Raw genomic sequence first — 18,687 nt, 5'->3', positions numbered from 1 at the left:
CTGGGCGTATGTAGGTCCACGGTACGCCGACCACTCACGTGTGTCCGAAGGTGCGTAACGGGCATCGTGCGGAGATCAGCGCGCAGCCCCCCGCCGCGATGGCGAGGGCTCCCACTGCGGCACCGGCAGGCAGGACCGCGGCCGCGGGCAGCTGCTGGAGCAGAACGAACGCGCCCATCGCGAGGACGAACCAGCCGAACCCCTGACGTAGTGCGGCGGCGGACACCCGTGCCGCGTAGTGCGCTCCGATCAGGGCGCCGAGTACGGCCGCAGCGGTCACGGCGAGGGTCAGGAGCCAGTCGAGGTCCGTTGCGCCCAGGTGCCCGGTGAACCCTGCTGCCGACTGCAGGGCGATGACCAGCAGGGAGGTTCCGACCGCGGCAGGCATGGTCAGCCCGCCCAGCAGCGCGAGCGCGGGCACGACCAGGAACCCGCCGCCCGCCCCGACCAGCCCGGCCACGGCACCCACGGCCACACCGGTGAGCAGCGTGCGGGCCGAAGGACGGGCGTGGACCGCTGCCGTGCCGGCTCGGCGGCCGCGGAGCATCGCGATGGCGGTGGCGATCATCATCACCGCGAAGCCGCCCAGCAGTACCGGACCCGGCAGGTGGCCGCCGATCAGGCCACCGGCGAAAGCACCGGCCATGGCTGCACCGCCGAACACCAGCCCGGTGCGCCACTGCACCGTGCCCCGCCGCAGATGAGGGAGCAGTGCGGCGAGGGAGGTGACGCCGACGACGAACAGCGATGTCGTGATCGCACTGCTGGTGGGGACGCCGGCGACGTAGACCAGCAGCGGGACCAGCAGGATCGAGCCGCCCCCGCCGAGCAGGCCGAGGGTGACCCCGACCAGCACGGCGAGCAGGGCGATCGCGGCGAGGGTCATGACGCTCACACCGTGGCCCGGTCGGTGGTCGCCGTGAGCCCGGAGGCGACAGCCTGTGCGACGTCGTCGTCGATGGCGACGACGTCGTGGCCGCGGGCGTGCAGCAGGGAGGCGGCGACGCCCGCACGGTAGCCGCCGGCGCAGTGCACCCACACGGGTCCTGCGGGGACCTCGTCGAGCCGGGCGAGGATCTCGTGGATCGGGATGTGCACCGATCCACTGATCGCGGTCGTGGCCCGTTCGGAGGTGCGGCGGACGTCGAGCACGGCCGGGCCGTCGCCGGAGGCGAGCACGGCGGCGAGATCGGCGAACGTGGCGCGGCGGAACGACACCGGCGTACCGGTCCAGTCCTCAGGGTTTCCGGTGGCCATGACGGCGGGCCGGTCGATGCCGATGCGGACCATCTCACGCTGGGCGTCGGCGACCTGGGTGGCCGTGGCACCGAGCAGTGTGACCGGAGTGCCCCAGGGGATCAGCCAGCCGAGGTAGGTGACGAACTGCCCGGTGAGACCGATGTTGATGCTGCCGGCGACGTGCCCGGCGGCGAACGCCGTACCGTCGCGCAGGTCCACGACCCACTCGCCGGCGTCGATGCGTCGGCGCAGGTCGCCCGCGTCGGCCACGGCCGGTGGGGTGAGGTCCGGGGCGTCGGGGCCGGCGCTGTTGGCGGGGGCCATGTGGGCGTAGTAGGCGGGGAAGGCGTCGAGCCCGGCGAGCAGGTCGCGAACGTAGTGTTCCTCGTCCAGGGTGAGTGCGGGATTGGTGCGGGTCTCGTCGGCGACGGTGCCTGTTGTGCCGCTCGCCGACGCGCTCGCGGAGCAGAAGCTGCCGAACCCGTGGGTCGGGTGCAGGGTGGCGGCGCCGGGCAGCGCGGTGGCGAGGCGGCGGGCAGAGTGCCACTGGGCGTGCACGAGGGCGTCGGTGTGGTCGGGTCCGAGGAGATCCGGGCGTCCGGTGGCACCGAACAGCAGGGAGCCCCCGCTGAACACGGCGACCGGATCGCCGGCCGCATCCAGCAACGCGTAGGACAGGTGGGTATGGGTGTGGCCGGGCGTGTGCAGCGCCCGCACGGCCATCTCCGCGCTGATCGTCACGACCTCCCCGTCGTGCAGGCCGGTGCGCTCGAACGCGACGTCGTCGTCGGCGTTGAGGAGGTAGACGGCACCGGTGGCGCGGGCGAGGGCGAGCCCGCCGGTGACGTAGTCGTTGTGGACATGGGTCTCGAACACGTGGGTGATCGTCACGCCGGCCTCGGCGGCGACGGCCAGCACACGGTCGATGTCACGCTGGGGGTCGACCACCATCGAGACCCGTCCGTCGTGGGCCAGGTAGCTGCGGTCGCCCAGTCCGATGGTCTCGATCGGCAGGATCTCGATCATCGTGCGCCGGGCACATGGCCACGGCGGTACTCGTCCGCCTCGCGCACGTCCACCACCATCACCTCGGCGGCCGCACGCACCTCCGCCAACTGCTGTTGATCGATCTCAGGCAACATCTCTGACCTTTCTGTGTCCGATTCACCCCCTGGGGTGTCTGCGCCAACGCAGACATTCCTTCTCTCATGCCCCAGGGGGTATCTGCGTGGCAGATCCCACAATACCCCGTGGGGTATAGTGCAGTCACCGAGCGATGGAGGTTCACATGTGTCAACGGGTGACGTGCCGGACGTGCAAGAAGGCCACCTACCGCGGATGCGGTCAGCACGTCGAGCAGGTCCTGGCCGGGGTGCCGGCGTCGCAACGGTGCAGCTGTGCACCGGCGCCGAGCCCGGGGGGTCTGTGGGGGCGGTTGTTTCGCCGGTCCTGAGGGGACTGCCCAGGGTCCGGTCGGCCCCACCTGACCCGGGCCATGCGGCCCTGCGGACAAGGTATGGCGCCACTACCGCCGTTGACCCCGCTCGGATGACGCTCGACGCACGTCACCTGGAGGTTGCATGAACGTGCAGGACGTCGGACGGTCGATCGTGGTCGGGGTCGACGGGTCCGAATCCTCACTCGGAGCGGTTCGTCGGGCCGCGGCGGAGGCTCGGAGACGTGGATCGGGGCCACGCCTCGTGGACGTCCTGGGTTGGGACCCCACCCCGCGTGTCGGCTCCATCGTGCCCGACCAGCACGCTTTCCACGAAAGCCTGGTCCGCCTGGCTGATCGCCACCTCGACGCAGCGGTCGAGGTCGCCCGGGTCGTCGCCCCTGACGTCGGGATCGACCGTGCAAACAGGGACGGTTGTCCTGGACCGGTCCTCGCCGACGAGTCGACCCGTGCGGAAATGCTCGTGCTGGGCAATCGTGGCCACGGTGGGTTCGTCGGTCTGCCGGCGGTCCCGTCGCGGTGACGTCGGCCGCAGTCGCGGCCTGCCCGGTCGTCGTGGTTCGTGGGGCGGTCGAACCGGCTCGCTCGGACGCCCCGGTGGTCGTCGGGATCGACGAGTCGCCGAGCAGCAACGCCGCACTTGCCTTCGCCTTCGACGAGGCGCACCTTCGTCGGTCTCCTCTCGTGGCGGTGCACGCATGGATCGACCAGGGGATCGACCGCTCCTCGAGCGCGTTCGTCGACAGGTCCGCCGCGAAGGAGGACCAGTGCCCCCACCTGGCGGACCGGATCCGTCCCTGGTCGGAGAAGTACCCCGATGTGGCCGTCACGCGGGTCGTCGCTCGCGACGGCCCGGCGGAGGTGCTGGTGGCGCAGTCGCGAGGAGCAGCTCTGGTCGTCGTCGGCTCGCGCGGCCGCGGTGGCGTCGTCGGACTGCTCCTCGGATCGGTCGGGCAGCCCATGATCCACCACGCCGACTGCACAGTCGCCGTCGTCCGCACTGGAGAGACAGCATGAGCACCACCATCACGATCGTCCTCGTCGCCGCCCTGGTGCTCGTCGCCCTCGGGCTGGCGGTGCGGATCGTCAAGCAGTACGAGCAAGGGGTGCTGTTCAGGTTCGGCCGGGTGGTCGGTGCCCGCGAGCCCGGGCTGCGGCTGATCGTCCCGATCGCCGACGTGATGCACCGGGTGTCCCTGCGGATCATCACGATGCCCATCCAGTCCCAGGGCATCATCACCCGCGACAATGTCAGCGTCGACGTCTCCGCGGTGGCCTATTTTCGCGTCGTCGACGCGGTGAAGTCCGTGGTCGCCATCGAGAATGTGCGGGTGGCGATCGACCAGATCGCCCAGACCACGCTGCGCAAGGTCGTCGGCCAGCACACTCTCGACGAGACTCTCTCGGAGACCGACCGGATCAACAAGGACATCCGCGAGATCCTCGACGTGGCCACCCTGGACTGGGGTGTCGAGGTCACCCTCGTGGAGCTCAAGGACATCCAGCTGCCGGACAGCATGAAGCGCGCCATGGCCCGGCAGGCCGAGGCCGAACGGGAGAAGCGAGCGAAGATCATCAATGCACAGGGCGAGTCACTTGCCGCCACCGCCCTCGGGGAGGCGTCGGACATCATGATGGAGCACCCGCTGGCGCTGCAGCTGCGCAACCTGCAGAGCCTGGTCGAGATCGGCGTGGACAAGAACACCACCGTCGTCTTCCCCGCCCCGTTGATGAGCACGATCGGTGAGCTCGGCTCCTTCCTCGCCCGGGAGAGCGCGGCCGCGACGCCGGCGCCTCCTGCGCCGCTGGCGGCCAACGGCGTCGTGCCGACAGACTCCTGACCGGAGCGAGCGGCGCTGGGGCGGGCCGGCAGAATGCCTCCCGCCTGATCGCCGCGCACTGCCCACCTCGGATCAGCGCCCCGGAAGCAGCCTCGGCGACCATCCCGAGGAGGTCGACGACCGGGAGCTCGCCGAGCTGCAGGTGCGCCTCGCCGCCCACAGCGATCGTCGCCGCGACGAGACCCCTCGCCGATCCCCCTGGACGCGACCTCGGTCCGGCTGGAAGCTCGTGTCGGCGCATCGACCGGGGCGGTTCGCGACCGCCTCCACACGTCGCCGACCGAAGGACGTGCCCCACGCCGGCACGGAGGAGATGCAGATCGGCCATTCTGCGGGCGCGGCTCTGATGCTCACGATGCCTGCTCGCCGCAGCCCGCGGGCCGAGCAGGGGGCACGCCGCGCCTCCGATCCGAGCCTGGGCGTGGGCGCCGGGTCAGTCGGCCATGACCCGCGCCGCCGAACGTTCCGAGAGAGCGAAGTAGAGCCTCGCGATCTCCTCGATCGGCAGTTGGCGGGCGGGTGCGGCGACCTCGACGACGTCGAGCAGGCCGTGGGCCGCGGCGAGCGCCGCCACCCGGTCGGCCAGCGCGAGGGGGACGCCCGGGCCCGAGAGGGCGGCGGCGCGGCTCGCCATCGCCGTGGACTCGCCACCCCGCAGCAGCGTTCCCAGGTCCGGCAGCAGGTGGTGCACCGCTCCTGCGAACCGCTCGATCTCGGTGGGGACGTCGAGCGGGCGCGGGCGGTACGCGAGCAGCCAGCGTGCGGCGACGTCGACGAGCCGCCGCGTCGCGACCGCGATCGCGTCGAGCGCGGCGGTCGGCACCGTCGGCGGGAGCGCGGCGACCTGCGCCCACAGCTCCCGCAGGTCGAACACGGTGACCGCGACGCGGAACGCGCGCACCGCGTCGCCGGCACCCCCGCCCGCGTCCCCGTCCAGCCGGTGGGCGAACGTGATCCCGGCCCGGTCGACCAGCTCGTTGACCAGCATCGTCGCGACGATCTCGCGCCGCAGTGGATGGGCCGCGACGGCGGCGGGGAAGCGTTCGCGCAGCGGGCGGGGGAAGTATCCGGGCAGCCGGTCGGCGAACTCCGGCCGATCGGGAAGGTCGGTCGCGAGGACGGCCGCCTTGATGTCGAGCTTCGTGTGGGCGAGCAGGACCGCGAGCTCGGGTGAGGTGAGCCCGTGACCGGCGGCGGTCCGCTCGTCGATCTCCGCGGGGTGGGGGAGTGCCTCGAGGTCGCGGTCGAGCCCGGTGCGGGCGGCGAGCCCGTCGATCATCCGGGCGTGCACCCCGACGGTGTCCGCGGCCCCGGTACGGGCGACGCCGAGAGCGGCGTTCTGGTCGGTGTTGTCGGCCAGGACCAGCTCGGCGACCTCGTCGGTCATCTCCGCCAGCAGGGCGTCGCGCCCGGGCCGGTCCAGCTCTCCGGCCGTCACCAACCGGTCCAGCAGGATCTTGATGTTGACCTCGTGGTCGGAGCAGTCCACCCCGGCCGAGTTGTCGATCGCGTCGGTGTTGATCCGCCCGCCCGCGCGGGCGAACTCGATCCGGCCCAGCTGGGTCAGCCCCAGGTTGCCGCCCTCCCCGACCACCCGCACCCGCAGCGCCCGACCGTCGACACGGACCGCGTCGTTGGCCTTGTCCCCGGCGTCGGCGTGCGATTCCGTCGAGGCCTTGACGTAGGTGCCGATCCCGCCGTTCCACAGGAGATCGACCGGCGCCAACAGGATCGCCCGCACGAGCTCGGGCGGGCTCAACCGCTCGATGTCCGGGGCCAGTCCGAGGGCCGCGCGCAGCTGCGGGCCGACGGGGACCGACTTGGTGGTGCGCGACCACACCCCGCCACCCGGGCTGAGCGCCGCCCGGTCGTAGTCGTCCCACGACGAGCGCGCCAGCGCGAACAGCCGGGCCCGCTCGGCCCACCCCACCGCCGGATCGGGATCCGGGTCGACGAACACGTGACGATGGTCGAAGGCGGCCACCAGGCGGATGTGCGGGGACAACAGCATCCCGTTGCCGAACACGTCCCCGGACATGTCGCCGATCCCGACCACGGTGACGTCCTGCGACTGCGTGTCGGTCCCCAGCTCGCGGAAGTGGCGTCGCACCGACTCCCACGCGCCGCGCGCGGTGATGCCCATCGCCTTGTGGTCGTATCCCACCGAGCCGCCCGAGGCGAACGCATCGCCGAGCCAGAACCCGTACCCGGCGGCCACCTCGTTGGCCACGTCGGAGAACCGGGCCGTGCCCTTGTCCGCGGCCACCACCAGGTAGGAGTCGTCCCCGTCGTGGCGCACCACCCCGGGCGGCGCCACCGTCGCCCCGTCGACCCGGTTGTCGGTCACGTCCAGCAGGCCTGAGATGAAGATCCGGTAGCAGGCCTCCACCTCGCCCGGGTCAGGCGCCGGCGCTGCCACCACGAACCCGCCCTTGGCCCCCACCGGCACGATCACCGCGTTCTTGACCATCTGTGCCTTGACCAGGCCCAGAATCTCGGTCCGGTAGTCCTGTGGACGGTCCGACCAGCGCAACCCGCCCCGGGCGACGGGCCCGAACCGCAGGTGCACCCCCTCCACCCGCGGCGAGTACACGAAGATCTCGAACCGTGGTCGCGGTGACGGCATGTCCGGAACCGCTCCCGGATCGATCTTGAACGAGAAGTACGGCCGATCCCGGAACCAGTTCGTCCGCAACGTCGCCATCAGCATCGACAGGTGTCCCCGCAGGATCCGGTCGGCGTCCAGGCCGGCGACGTCGTCGATCAGGGCCGTCGCGGTGGTGAGCGCCTCGGCGCACCGTTGCTCCCGGGTGGCCCCAGGCGGCGTCGGATCGAACCGGGCCCGGAACAGCGCGACCAGGGCGCGTGTCGCGTCCGGGTGTGCGATCAGGATGTCGGCCACGTACCGCCGCCCGAACGGCCCGCCCAGCAGGGACGCGTAGCGCGCGTAGGCGCGCAGCACCGCGACCTCGCGCCATCCGAGGCCGGCGTGCAGCACCAGTGCGTTGAAACGGTCGGTCTCCGCGGCCCCCGACCAGGCCGCACGGAACGCCGCACAGAACCGGTCGCGGGCGGCCTGCCCGCCGCGGCCCGACAGGGCCGGCCGGGTCGCGGCGTCGGCCGCGAGCCCGAAGTCGTAGAGCCGGCAGCCGACCCCGTCGGGGCGGACGATCTCGTAGGGGCGTTCGTCGAGGACGTCGACGCCGAGGCTCTGCAGGACCGGCAGCACCGCCGACAACGACACCGGGGCACCCGCGACGACGAGCCGGAAGTGCAGGTCGTCGGGCTCGCCGGCCAGCTCCAGGTGGGGCTCCTCGTCCAGGTCCCGCAGCCGGCGCAGATCGGCGACGGCGCGCACCGGGTCGACGTCGTCGCGGTAGCCCTGGGGCAGCCCCGGCAGGTACTCCGCGATCTCCTCGGCGTCCCCGCCCGCGGCGTCGACGACCCAGTCGTCCCAGGTCAGGATGGCTGCGGCGAGCTGGGCGCGCAGCCGTTCCCGGTCGGGTGGGGGTGCGGCGGCGTCGACGTGCACGGTGAAGTGGACCTGCACCGGACCGGTCTCCCCGACGGTGACGCTGTGGTCGACGCGCCACCCGTCGAGCTCGCGCAGCAGCACCCGCTGCATCGACGACCGTGCCTGCGGCGAGTAGCGGTCGTGGGGGAGGTGGACCAGGCAGGACAGGAAGCGGCCGTAGGGCTCCGGGTGTACCGACAGCAGCAGCCGCCGGTCGTGCGCCAGCGACAGCACCCCGACGGCGGTCTCGTGCAGGGCCTGCTCGCTGGCCCAGAACAGCTCCTCGCGCGGGTAGCGCGACAGCACGTCGAGGAGTTGCTGGCCGCTCCAGGACTCCACCGGCACCCCGGCCCGGTGGATGGCCGCGCGCGCCCGACGCTCGACGATCGGGGTGTCGAGGACGTGCTCGTGCAGTGCCGCGGTCGTGAACAGCCCGTGGAAGCGGTGCTCCCCGACGGTGCGGCCGTCGTCGTCGACGATCCCGATCACGACGTCGTAGGGATGCTCGGGCCGCAGCACCCGGCTGGGCGCGTCGGCGCGGGTGAGCACCACCAGCGGCCGGTCGCCGATCTCGTCGGGGATGCCGTCGTGGAGCCCGTTGTGGCGCAACAGCCCCAGCCCGGAGCCGGGTACGGACCGCAACGTCGTCCCGGTGGCCTCGTAGCGGCGGTAGCCGAGGAAGCTGAAGTGACCGTCGGCGAGCCAGCGCAGCAGCCGGGCGGCGTCGTCGCGCTCGGGCACGGCGCTCGCCCCGGAGAGCCGGGTGCCCCTGGAGAGCTCGGTGGCTCCGGAGAGCTCGGCGGCCACGGCAGAGACCGTGTCGGTGAGGCGGGTTGCGTCGGCGGCGACGTCGTGCACGGCCGCGAGCACCTCGTCGAGCTCGGTCCCGAGATCCTCGCCCTGCTCGGGTGCGGCCGGGTCGAGCTCGAGCCTCATCCACGCCTCGACGAGGGCGCCGGCGGGCGGTGCGGCCGGGTCGGCGGCGGCGTCGACGTCGCGCAGCCGCCCGTCGGGGTGACGGCGCACCACCACCATCGCGTGGACGACGTGGTGCACCTGCCGGCCGACCCGTCCGATCCCGGCGAGCACGGACGGCACCAGCGCAGGGGTCTCGTCGGTGACCAGGTCGACGACCGTCGAGAGGGTCGCAGCCTGCATGTCTCCGGTGACCTGTCCGGCGATGTCCCTGCTCCGGTCCCTGCGGCTGTCCCTCTCGAGGTCTCCATGGATGTCGACGACCGAGGTCCCGGGGGCGCGCCACCCGGCGAGCCGGAGGTGTGCGCGAGCGGCGGCGTCGAGCGCGTCGAGCGCGTCGGCGGGATCGTCGAAGCCGACGACGGCGGCCGCGGCGTGGCGAGCGTAGAGCCGGTGCAGGTCCTCGGACAGCGGATCCGCCGCCGGATCAGCGGGAGCGTCCTCGGCCGGTGCGTCTTCGGTTGCTCGGCTCATCAGCCACCCCCACCTGCGACGACGGGGCCGCTACGTTAGCGGGGATCGCGGCGGCGGGCGAGGGCTGCCACCCTCGACGCCCGGCACCCCTCGCCCGGGTCCCTGGAAGCACGCCGCGGCACCGTGGGAACGGTGTGGTGCGGCACCATCGCCCACGGGCAGGCGGGCGTGCCGTGCGGCGTGGCGGGATCGCTGTCGCGCGACGGCCGTCAGGTGAGTCGTCGGCCGCCGATGAAGGTCGTTCGGACGAGGTCCCGGTCGGGTTGCCGGAGTGCCTCGTCCAGAGGGACGTGCAGCAACACGAGGTCGGCGGCGTCGCCGGGTCGCAGCACCCTCGGTCGCGCACCGGGTGTCGGCGCCTGGAGCGCGTGCAGCGCGTCCCGGGGTGTGAGGACTTCTGCCGGGCCGAGCGTTGTGCCGTCGATGGTGCGGCGGGTACTCGCCGCGCGGAGGACTACCCAGGGATCGACCGGGCCGTACGGGGCGTCGGAGGAGAGGGCGACGGCAACGCCCGCGGCACGCAGGCTGCGACAGCGGTAGAGGTCGGAGTGCTCGTCGGCGGGGACCTCGCGCCGGAACAGGTCGCCGCGGTCGGCCAGGAAACCGGGTTGGGTGACCACGGCCAGACCGGCCAGCGGGGGGATGAGCTCGGTCGGTACGAGCGCGGCGTGCTCGACGCGGTCTCCGGGCATCCGGCCGGCGGTGTCGAACGCGACCAGCAGCAGGACCAGCGACTCCCGGGTGACGGAGTGCACGGCCACGGGCCGTCCGGCCGTGTGCGCCTCACGGATCCGCTCGGCGAGGGCGTCGGGGGTGGGCAGGTCGTGGTCCGCGAGGGCGATCTTGTACGGCCCGACCGTCGTTCCGGGCGGCGCCCCTGCGCCGAGCGGCACGCCGAGCAACGTCAGGCGTTGGGGGACGGTGGCGAGCGATGCGGCGGCGCGGGCGTCGAGGTCGGGTGTGGCGTCCGTGACCGCGGTGATGCCGTACCCGGCGAGCTCGCGGCCGAGGTCGTGCAGGTCGGGAGGCCCGGCGCGGGGCAGCCGGTCGCGGAGCCAGTCGTCGGCGCGGAGGAGCCGGCCGGTGGGGTCGCCGTGGGGGTCGCGGTCGACGCCGGGATGGTCGCACGGGCCGATGCGCGTCAGTGCGGCGGTGTTGAGGACCCACATCGCTCCGCTGCGGTGCTGCACACGGACCGGGACGTCGGCACGGAACCGGTCGAGGGTGGCGGCGTCGAGGACGTCGTCGTCGCTGCCGACGACGCGGATCCAGCCGGTCGGGTCCGGTGTGGCGTGACGCAGCGCGGCGGCGAGGTCCTCGCGGCTGCGGCCCGCGTGTACCGAGCGGCGCGCAGCCGCGAGGGCGTGCAGGTGCAGATGATGGTCGACGAACCCGGGCAGGAGCGCGCCGCCGCGGGCGTCGATCACGTCGGTCGCGGTGCCCTGCGCCACGATCCTGCCGTCGTCCACCCACAGGTCACGCCGCCGGCCGTCGATCTCGGCGTCGGTGATCAGGAGGGCCACGGGACACCCAGCTCGGCCATGACCGCCGCGGTGTCGGTGCCCGGCGCCGGGGCGGGTCCGGGGACGGGCCGGGCGCGGGGCGGGGCGACCGGCCCTGCGGCCGGCCCGCCGGGGGACCCGTCGAGCGTCGCGGCGACGACGCGACTCATCGCGACGTCGTGCAGCCGGCCGGGGGCGGTCAGGGCCAGGGCCGCGGCGGTGAGACCGGTGAGCGGGTCGGCGATCGCGTCGCCGACGAACACGGGCAGGCCGTCGGCGTCGAGGGCGACGAGCCCGGCCGACGCCGCGACGTCGTCCCCGAACCCCACCCTGTTCGAGGTGCGGCCCGCGGCCGTGATGGAGACCCAGGTCGCCCCGCGGGCCACCTCCGTGTCGGCGTCGAGACCCCACGCGCGCAGCGCCCGGGGTCGCGAGGCCTCGATGACCACGTCCGCGGCGCGGACCAGCGCGTGCAGGGCGTCGCGATCGGTGTCGGGGTCGAGGCGAACAGCGCGGTCACGTGCGTGCAGCAGGGCGTGGAACCGCGGTTCGCCCTGGCGGGCACCGTCGGGCCGCGCCGGGGTCTCGACGGTCACGATCCGTGCTCCCCGACCGGCGAGGAGCTGTGCACAGAGCGGGGCCGCCCACAGCGCACCGAAGGACACGACGAGCCGGCCGGTGACGTCGCGCGGGCGCCCCACGACGGCGGGTGCGGCGGCCGGAACCGGACGGATCGACCCGGCCGGGAGTCCGAGCAGGGCCGCCCGCTCGTCGAAGGTGTCCGGCTCCATGGCCGCGGCGGCCGCAGCGGCACGGGGCCACGGGTCGGTGACCGGCAGGGACTCCTCGACCAGGGCCCCGAGCAGGATGATGTCGTCGGCACGTGGGCAGGAGAGCGCCGCCCACCCGGACGCGAGAGGAAGAAGGCGACAGGCACCGCCGACCGAGACCCGACCTGCGCGGTGTCGTCCGGTCAGCGCGGCACGCTCGCCGAGCAGCGCGGCGCCGTCGACGTCGAACATCTCGCCGAGCTCGCGTGCCACGGACGCGGCCCGACCCGGCGGGACGAGTTCCGGTCCGCGGGGGTGCCCGGTCAGCGCCACCACCCCGGACGCGAGCCAGTCCGACGTGGCGTCACGTTCCTGCACGTCGCGGAGGATAGGTTACGGCGGCCATGACCCGTGTCCCGATCGTGCGCCCGGCAGATCTCGGCGCAGAGTCCGACCCCCGCGGTGCCGACGTGCTCGCCGTCGTCGACCCGTTGCTCGGGGTCGACCTGCGCGGCCCGGTGACGGCGGTCGGCCCGCGCAGCGACGATCGGATCCTCGTCGGCGTCGGACCCGTGGCGCCGGGGTGGGAAGGGCTCGTCGCCGAGCTCGATCTCACGCTCGTCCCACGCGCCGCCGGTACCGCGACGGTCGTGGTCCCCGACCCGGAGGCGGCGCTGGAGGCACTCGGCGAGGCCGTCGCGGCGGCGCCGCGGGCCGCCGGCGTGCTGGCCGGCCTGCTCCGTTGGTCCGGTGGCCTGCCGGTGCACGCGGCGCTCGACGCGGAGTCGTTCGCCTACTCGGCCCTGCTCGGCGGCGTGGAGTTCCGGGAATGGCTCGATCGCCGGGGCGGACGGACCGCTCCTCCGGACGTCGACGAGCCGGTCCGTGTGGAGCGTGTCGGCGGCGAGCTGCGGGTGACCTTGAACCGTCCCGAGCGGCGCAACGCGTACGGCCGGCTGCTGCGTGACGCCCTCGTCGACGCGCTCGATCTCGCCCTGCTGGACCCCTCGGTCGAGCGTGTCGTGCTCGCGGGGGCGGGACCGGCGTTCTGTGCCGGCGGCGACCTGGCCGAGTTCGGCACCACCCCGGACCTCGTCACCGCGCACCTGGTCCGGACCCGCGCAGGCGCCGCTCGCCCGTTGCACGCCCTGGCCGACCGGGTCGAGGCCCGGCTCCACGGTGCTTGTGTCGGTGCCGGGATCGAGCTCCCGGCGTTCGCGGGGCGGGTTGTCGCGGCGCCGGACACGATGCTGCGTCTGCCGGAGGTCGCGATGGGGCTGATCCCGGGTGCCGGTGGGACGGTGTCGATCCCGCGCCGGATCGGTCGTCACAGGACGTTGTACCTCGCTCTGTCCGGTGTGTCGTTGCCGGCAGCGGTGGCCCGCGACTGGGGTCTCGTCGATGCCGTCGACGAGAGGTGTGCCCCGGGACCGGTCTGACGGATCCCGGCTGGTGCCGGTCGTGGACGCCTTCGAACTATCCACCGTGAGTCGGATCCAATATTGACACAACGGTATCCTGACTTTACGCTCCTGGCCACCGTGCAGGGGCCGATGCACGCAGACGCTCGCGCGTCGACCGATGAGCACGACATCTCGACGGACGTGCGGCCCCGCATGCTGCCTGCTTCGACGCAGCCGTCCGTGCCCGAGTCAGGAGGAGGAGGCGGCGATGAAGTTCTTTTCCCGAAAGTGCAGGTCGGTCGCTCTGGCGGTCCTCACCGCCGGCGCGATGGTGTTCACCGCCGGGTGCGGCTCGGGTGGTGCCCCGGCGGATGCCGGCGGTTCTGTGGCCGACCCCGGTGAGGGTGGCGGGCCGGCCTGGCAGACCGTCGTGGACGCGGCGAACAAGGAGGGCCAGGTCGTCCTCTACAGCAACTCCGACGGCGTCAACGCCGCGTTCGAGGCCGCGTGGGCCAAGGCTTATCCGGGCATCAAACTGGTCGTGTCCAAGTACGCGTCGGGTGAGCTCACCACCAAGCTCGACGCCGAGAAGGGCGGCGGGGTGGTCGGTGCCGACGTCATCACCGTCTCCACCAAGCCCTGGCTCGACGCGAACCTGAACTCCCTGGTCGCGCCCACCGGCCCGGCCCTCGGGAAGTACTGGGGCGGCAGCCGGTACGTCTACGGCGACGGGAGGTACGTCCTGGTCGCAGCGACCCCGCTGGGGGCCGGTGTCAACACCGAGCAGCTGGCGAAGCTCGGCAACCCGCCCGTGACGACCTACAAGGACCTGCTGCAGCCGCAGTTCAAGGGCGCACTCGGGATCGTCCCCGGGACCGGGGCGCCCGCGGCCGAGCAATGGTGGTTCTACGCGGCGAAGGAGATGGGAGGCGATTCCGCGGTCGGCCGGCTCGCGGATCTCCAGCCCCGCCTCTACACGGTGCCCGCGACACTCGCCACGGACCTCGCGTCCGGCGAGGTCGCCGTCGGTGCGTACAACGTCAAGGGCACGATCGACGCGTTGGCCGCCAAGGGTGCACCGATCAAGTTCGTGACCCTCGAGCCGGTCATCTCGACGCCGGTGACCGCTGCGGTCGTGGGGTGGGCGAAGAACCCGAACGCCGCTCAGGTCTTCCAGAACTGGTTGCTGTCGCCGGGCGGCCAGATCGCCCTCAACGGCAGTGGTTCGCTCCTGACGCCGCTCGAACTCCCCGCACTGGGGAGCGTCCCCTCGACGATGCGGTCGATCCCGACGGGCGCCACCGTCGTCGACGGGGTCCTCACACCCGAGCAGAAGACCTGGGTGACCGACCTCTGGAAGTCGAAGCTGCGGCTGGGCTGACCGGTCCCGGCGTGCCGTCGACACACGGCACGCCGGCGGCCCGCGCCCACCCCGCGTGACCCAGTGAGGACCGAATCGTGACGAAGTTGCAGGAACGCACCGCCAAGCCCGGGCCGGCGGACAGGCCCACCCGGTCGTCGCCCAGGACCGCCGGCCGGCAGTGGGCCCTGCTCGCCCTGGCGATGGCGGCACTGATCCTGTGGCCCCTGGTCAAGCTGCAGGCGCGGGTGGTCGACGACCTGCCGGGCGCCCTGGGCAGGATGGTCGCCATCCCCGGCCTCGGCCGGATCTACCTCGACACCGTGATCATCGCGGCCGGGTCGACAGCGGTCGCCGTCGTGTCCGGCACGGGGCTCGCATGGTGCCTGACCCGCGTGCCCCGGCGGCTGTACAAGTGGATGTCACTGCTGCCGATCGTGCCGCTGCTGATGCCGTCGGTCGCGAGCGTCCAGGGATGGTCCTACCTGCTCTCGCCACGGACCGGGATCATCAACCGGTACCTGCGGGAGTGGGGGATCGGCTCGGGCGACAGCGGGCCGCTCGACGTCTACTCCATGGCCGGCATCATCCTGCTGACCGGCATCATCCTGACCTCCTTCGTCTTCATGTTCGTGAGCGCGAGCCTCCGTCAGCGCGGCGCGGAGCTGGAGGCGGCGGCCGCGGCGTGCGGCGCCTCGCCGGGACGCACGTTCCTCACGGTCACGCTGCCGATGATGCGCCCCGCGCTCGTGTACTCCACGGCCATCGTGCTGCTGCTGGCGTTGGGGCAGTTCACGGTTCCACTCCTGCTGGGCACACCGGACCGGATCGACGTCGTGAGCACAGCCGTCTACAAGGTCTCGGCGGACTACCCGGTCGACTACTCGGTGGGCGGCGCGCTCGCGGTGCCACTGCTGCTCGTCGGGCTCGTCGTGATCCTCGTCCAGCGCCGGGCGCTGCGCGACGAGCGCCGCTACGTCTCGGTGTCGGCGAGGTCCCGCCAGGTCGGGCTCACGACCTCGCGGTGGGCGCTCGTCCCCATCGTCGGCTACCTGGTCGTCGCCGTGATCCTGCCGCTGGGCGCGCTCGTCTCGGTCTCGTTGTCCCCCTTCTGGTCCGGACGGATCAGCCCGTCGACGTTCACCCTGGACAACTGGGTGTCGGTGTGGAGCGACCGCAACACCGTCGGGGCCATCACGACGACGCTGTACGCCCTGCTGATCACCCTCGTGATCGTCCTGCCGTTGAGCTACCTGGTGTCGGTCGCGCTCCTGCGCCGCACCCGCGTTCCCGGTTCGGTCCGGCTGATCGTCGACATCCTCAGCAGCATCGCCCTCTGCATGCCGGTGTCCCTGCTGGGGTTCGCCTTCCTGTTCACCTACTCCGAGGCGCCCTTCCGGCTCTACGGCACGACGGCCATGGTGGTCGTCGCCTACGTGACGCTGACGATCCCCTTCGCCATCCGGCCGCAGCTCTCCGCGCTCACGGCCATCGGCCCGGAGTACGCGGAGGCGTCCCGGATCTCCGGTGCCGGCTCGCTGGGGACGGCCCGGCGGATCAGCTTCCCGCTGATCCGCAGCGGCCTGGGGGTGTCCGCGGCCCTCGTCACGATCATCGTCGCCCACGAGTTCACCGTCTCGCTGATGGTGACCTCGCCGACCCGGCGCGTGATCGGCTCACTGCTCTACGACGAGACGATCAACGGCTCCGCGCCCGACGTCGCCGTCCTCTCCCTGCTGATGCTCGCGGTGACGCTCGTCGGCATCGCGATCTCGTGGGTCATTGCAGGTGGCAACACCGTCGACAAGATCTAGGAGTACGACGACATGAGCGAAGTACGGATCGACCGGCTCACCAAGTTGTTCGACTCGGGTGGTGTGCGGGCGGTGGACGACCTGAGCCTGAACGTCGCCGAGGGCCAGCTCGTCGTGCTGCTGGGCCCGAGCGGCTGCGGGAAGACAACGCTGCTGCGCTGCGTCGCCGGGCTCGAGACGCCCGACAGCGGGACGATCGAGATCGGTGGTACGCCGATGTTCGGCCGCGGCGGCCGTACCCAGGTTCCGACGCACAAGCGGGGCATCGGGATGGTCTTCCAGAACTACGCGCTGTGGCCGCACATGACGGTCGAGCAGAACGTCGCGTACCCGTTGCGGGTGCGCGGCACCGGCCGGCAGGAGCGGAGCATGCAGGCCCGCGAGGCACTGGCGCTGGTCGAGTGCGAGGCGCTGGCGGCCCGGATCCCCTCGGCCATCAGCGGCGGGCAGCAACAGCGGGTCGCGCTGGCCCGTGCGCTCGTCGCCCGCCCGGGACTGCTGCTCTTCGACGAGCCGCTGTCGAACCTGGACTACCGGCTGCGGGCCCAGCTGCGGGCCCAGCTGCGGGACCTGCACCGCAGCATCGGGTTCACCGGGCTCTACGTCACCCACGACCAGACCGAGGCGATGCAGCTCGGCACCGTCGTCGCCGTCCTGAAGGAGGGCAGGGTGGAGCAGCTGGCCGACCCGGCGAGCCTGTTCTCCCGGCCGGCCAGCGCCTACGTCGCCCGGTTCCTCGGGATCGGCAACCGGCTCGAGCTCGCCCGGGATCCGGACGGCAGCTGGGTGGTCGGCGGCGGCGACGTCCGGATCGGCCTGCCGGCCGCGGGCGAGCTGCCCGGTGACCGGTTCGACCTGTACCTGCGTTCGACCGACGTGTCCCTCGCGGTGCCCGGCTCGGGTCCGACGGATCCGGACGTCGGCCGGGTCCCGGGCGTGGTCACCGACGTCGTCTACAGCGGCGAGAGCAGCGACTGGGTGGTGCAGGTCGGTGACGCCCGGATCACCGCCTCCGCCCGGACCCGGACCTGGCCGTTCGGTGCAGGGGACCGGGTGGAGGCGGTCTTCCGGCACTCGACGGCGCTGCTCTACGAGCACGACGACGCGGGGCGGCTCGTCGAGTCGTACGGCGCCCGGCCCTCACTGGTGTCATGACCGCGACGGACGCGGCCGGCCCGCTCGCCGGCGTCCGGGTGCTGGACCTGTCGTGGATCGGCGTCGGGTGCATCACGACGTGGCTGCTGGCCGAGCTGGGCGCCGACGTCTGGAAGGTCGAGCCCGTCGACGGCAGCGACAACGCCCGCACCATGGAGCCGTGCGTGCGGGGGGTCGGTGTCAACCACCTCGTGTTCGACCGGGGCAAGAAGAGCCTTCCGGTGAACCTGCGCCGCCCGGAGGGCAGAGACGTCCTCCTCGCGGTGGCGGGGACGGCCGACGTGGTCGTCGAGGGGATGCGGTCCGGGGTGGCGGACCGGCTCGGGATCGGTGCCGGGGCGCTGCAGGAGGTCCACCCGGCGCTGACCTACGTCACCCTGCCCGGCTACGGATCGGGCGGGCCGCTGTCGGCGACCGCGGGCCACGACCTCAACTTCGCCGCCACGGCCGGCGTGCTCTCGATGTCGCGGCACGAGGTGCCGGCGCCCGCACCGGTCCAGGTCGCGGACTGGCTCGCCGCGAGCCTCGCCGCGCTCGCCGCGGTGAGCGGGGTGCTGCAGGCAGGCCGGACACGCAGCGGCCTGGTCGCCGAGTCGTCGCTGTTCGACGGAGCCATGTTCGCGCTGGTCGTCGCGCAGGCACAGGCGTTGATGCTCGACATCGACGTGAGCGCGCGGACGAGCATGCTCGGCGGCGAGCTCGCCTGCTACGCGGTCTACGCCTGCGCGGACGGCGAGCTGCTCGCGGTGGCCGCGCTCGAGGAACGCTTCTGGCGGCGCTTCTGCACGCTCACCGGGATCGACGACGGGGGTGCCCAGCACGACCGCGGCCGGCAGGACCGGTTGCGCGCCACCGTCGCCGAGGTGCTCGCGACCCGGACCCGCGACGAGTGGCTGGCGCATTTCGGGGACGAGGACGTCTGCGTGTCACCGGTGCTCACCGTCGCCGAGAGCCTGCGGCTGCCGCACGTGCGGGAACGCGGCGGGGTGGTGCCGTTGCGCCATCCCGACGGCTCGGTCGTCGAGGCCCCCGCGGCACCGCTGCGGCTCGTCGCGGCGGACGCGACCCGTGTGGCCCGTACGCCCGCGCTGGGGGAGGGCGCCCGTGAGCTGCTCGGATCGGCGGGGCTCACGACAGCGGAGATCGAGCGGCTCCACGCCGCGGGCGTCGTGCACGCGCCGTGA

At 72.8% G+C, this 18,687-nt stretch carries 14 protein-coding genes; 8 read left to right on the top strand and 6 right to left on the bottom strand.

The features are described from left to right. Positions 1 to 34: 34 nt before the first annotated feature. Genes TOK_RS03005 through TOK_RS31470 form a run of 3 tightly spaced genes read right to left on the bottom strand, consistent with a single transcriptional unit; the run spans position 35 to position 2,381 of the window. A complete protein-coding gene (locus TOK_RS03005) occupies positions 35 to 886 on the bottom strand; it encodes a sulfite exporter TauE/SafE family protein (protein WP_098956273.1) in 852 nt (283 codons plus the stop codon). A gap of 5 nt (positions 887 to 891) precedes the next feature. After that, positions 892 to 2,265, bottom strand: coding sequence for a rhodanese-like domain-containing protein (locus TOK_RS03000; protein WP_098956210.1), 1,374 nt, complete (start codon positions 2,263 to 2,265; stop codon positions 892 to 894). Next, positions 2,262 to 2,381: a rhodanese-like domain-containing protein gene (locus tag TOK_RS31470; protein WP_141566244.1), complete on the bottom strand. Its 120-nt coding sequence runs from the start codon at positions 2,379 to 2,381 to the stop codon at positions 2,262 to 2,264. The genes TOK_RS03000 and TOK_RS31470 overlap by 4 nt, the downstream gene beginning before the upstream one ends. A 438-nt stretch (positions 2,382 to 2,819) precedes the next feature. Here TOK_RS31470 and TOK_RS33730 point away from each other — a divergent pair, with 438 nt between their 5' ends. Genes TOK_RS33730 through TOK_RS02990 form a run of 3 tightly spaced genes read left to right on the top strand, consistent with a single transcriptional unit; the run spans position 2,820 to position 4,536 of the window. Then, positions 2,820 to 3,218 carry a universal stress protein gene (locus tag TOK_RS33730; protein WP_253258143.1) on the top strand — a complete coding sequence of 133 codons (399 nt, stop codon included), beginning with the start codon at positions 2,820 to 2,822 and terminating at the stop codon, positions 3,216 to 3,218. Beyond that, positions 3,215 to 3,712: a universal stress protein gene (locus TOK_RS33725; protein WP_253258142.1), complete on the top strand. Its 498-nt coding sequence runs from the start codon at positions 3,215 to 3,217 to the stop codon at positions 3,710 to 3,712. Before TOK_RS33730 ends, TOK_RS33725 begins: the two co-directional genes overlap by 4 nt. Next, positions 3,709 to 4,536 (top strand): slipin family protein, encoded by an 828-nt coding sequence (locus TOK_RS02990; RefSeq protein WP_098956209.1) that lies wholly within the window; start codon positions 3,709 to 3,711, stop codon positions 4,534 to 4,536. The genes TOK_RS33725 and TOK_RS02990 overlap by 4 nt, the downstream gene beginning before the upstream one ends. A gap of 433 nt (positions 4,537 to 4,969) precedes the next feature. Here TOK_RS02990 and TOK_RS02985 read toward each other — a convergent pair whose 3' ends face one another. The 3 genes from TOK_RS02985 to TOK_RS02975 all read right to left on the bottom strand — a co-directional run bounded on the left by TOK_RS02985 (position 4,970) and on the right by TOK_RS02975 (position 12,149). Continuing rightward, positions 4,970 to 9,499 carry an NAD-glutamate dehydrogenase gene (locus TOK_RS02985; RefSeq protein ID WP_098956208.1) on the bottom strand — a complete coding sequence of 1,510 codons (4,530 nt, stop codon included), beginning with the start codon at positions 9,497 to 9,499 and terminating at the stop codon, positions 4,970 to 4,972. Positions 9,500 to 9,708: 209 nt separating this feature from the next. Then, positions 9,709 to 11,022 (bottom strand): amidohydrolase family protein, encoded by a 1,314-nt coding sequence (locus TOK_RS02980; protein WP_098956207.1) that lies wholly within the window; start codon positions 11,020 to 11,022, stop codon positions 9,709 to 9,711. Continuing rightward, positions 11,010 to 12,149, bottom strand: coding sequence for a CoA transferase (locus TOK_RS02975; RefSeq protein ID WP_098956206.1), 1,140 nt, complete (start codon positions 12,147 to 12,149; stop codon positions 11,010 to 11,012). Before TOK_RS02975 ends, TOK_RS02980 begins: the two co-directional genes overlap by 13 nt. Positions 12,150 to 12,175: 26 nt before the next feature. Here TOK_RS02975 and TOK_RS02970 point away from each other — a divergent pair, with 26 nt between their 5' ends. The 5 genes from TOK_RS02970 (at position 12,176) to TOK_RS02950 (ending at position 18,687) form a co-directional block, all read left to right on the top strand. Further along, entirely contained in the window at positions 12,176 to 13,210 is a 1,035-nt protein-coding gene (locus TOK_RS02970; protein WP_098956205.1) for an enoyl-CoA hydratase/isomerase family protein, read from the top strand. 232 nt (positions 13,211 to 13,442) lie between these two features. Further along, entirely contained in the window at positions 13,443 to 14,555 is a 1,113-nt protein-coding gene (locus TOK_RS02965; protein WP_172457373.1) for an ABC transporter substrate-binding protein, read from the top strand. A 77-nt stretch (positions 14,556 to 14,632) separates the two neighbouring features. Then, positions 14,633 to 16,348, top strand: a complete 1,716-nt coding sequence (locus TOK_RS02960) for an iron ABC transporter permease (RefSeq protein ID WP_098956203.1) — start codon at positions 14,633 to 14,635, stop codon at positions 16,346 to 16,348. A 12-nt stretch (positions 16,349 to 16,360) separates the two neighbouring features. Further along, positions 16,361 to 17,503: an ABC transporter ATP-binding protein gene (locus tag TOK_RS02955; RefSeq protein ID WP_098956202.1), complete on the top strand. Its 1,143-nt coding sequence runs from the start codon at positions 16,361 to 16,363 to the stop codon at positions 17,501 to 17,503. Beyond that, complete coding sequence (locus TOK_RS02950; protein ID WP_098956201.1) at positions 17,500 to 18,687, top strand: CaiB/BaiF CoA-transferase family protein; 1,188 nt, start codon at positions 17,500 to 17,502, stop codon at positions 18,685 to 18,687. The genes TOK_RS02955 and TOK_RS02950 overlap by 4 nt, the downstream gene beginning before the upstream one ends.

Source organism: Pseudonocardia sp. N23, assembly GCF_002583555.1.
Taxonomy (GTDB): Bacteria; Actinomycetota; Actinomycetes; order Mycobacteriales; family Pseudonocardiaceae; genus Pseudonocardia.
This window is presented reverse-complemented; position numbering and strand designations above follow the sequence as displayed.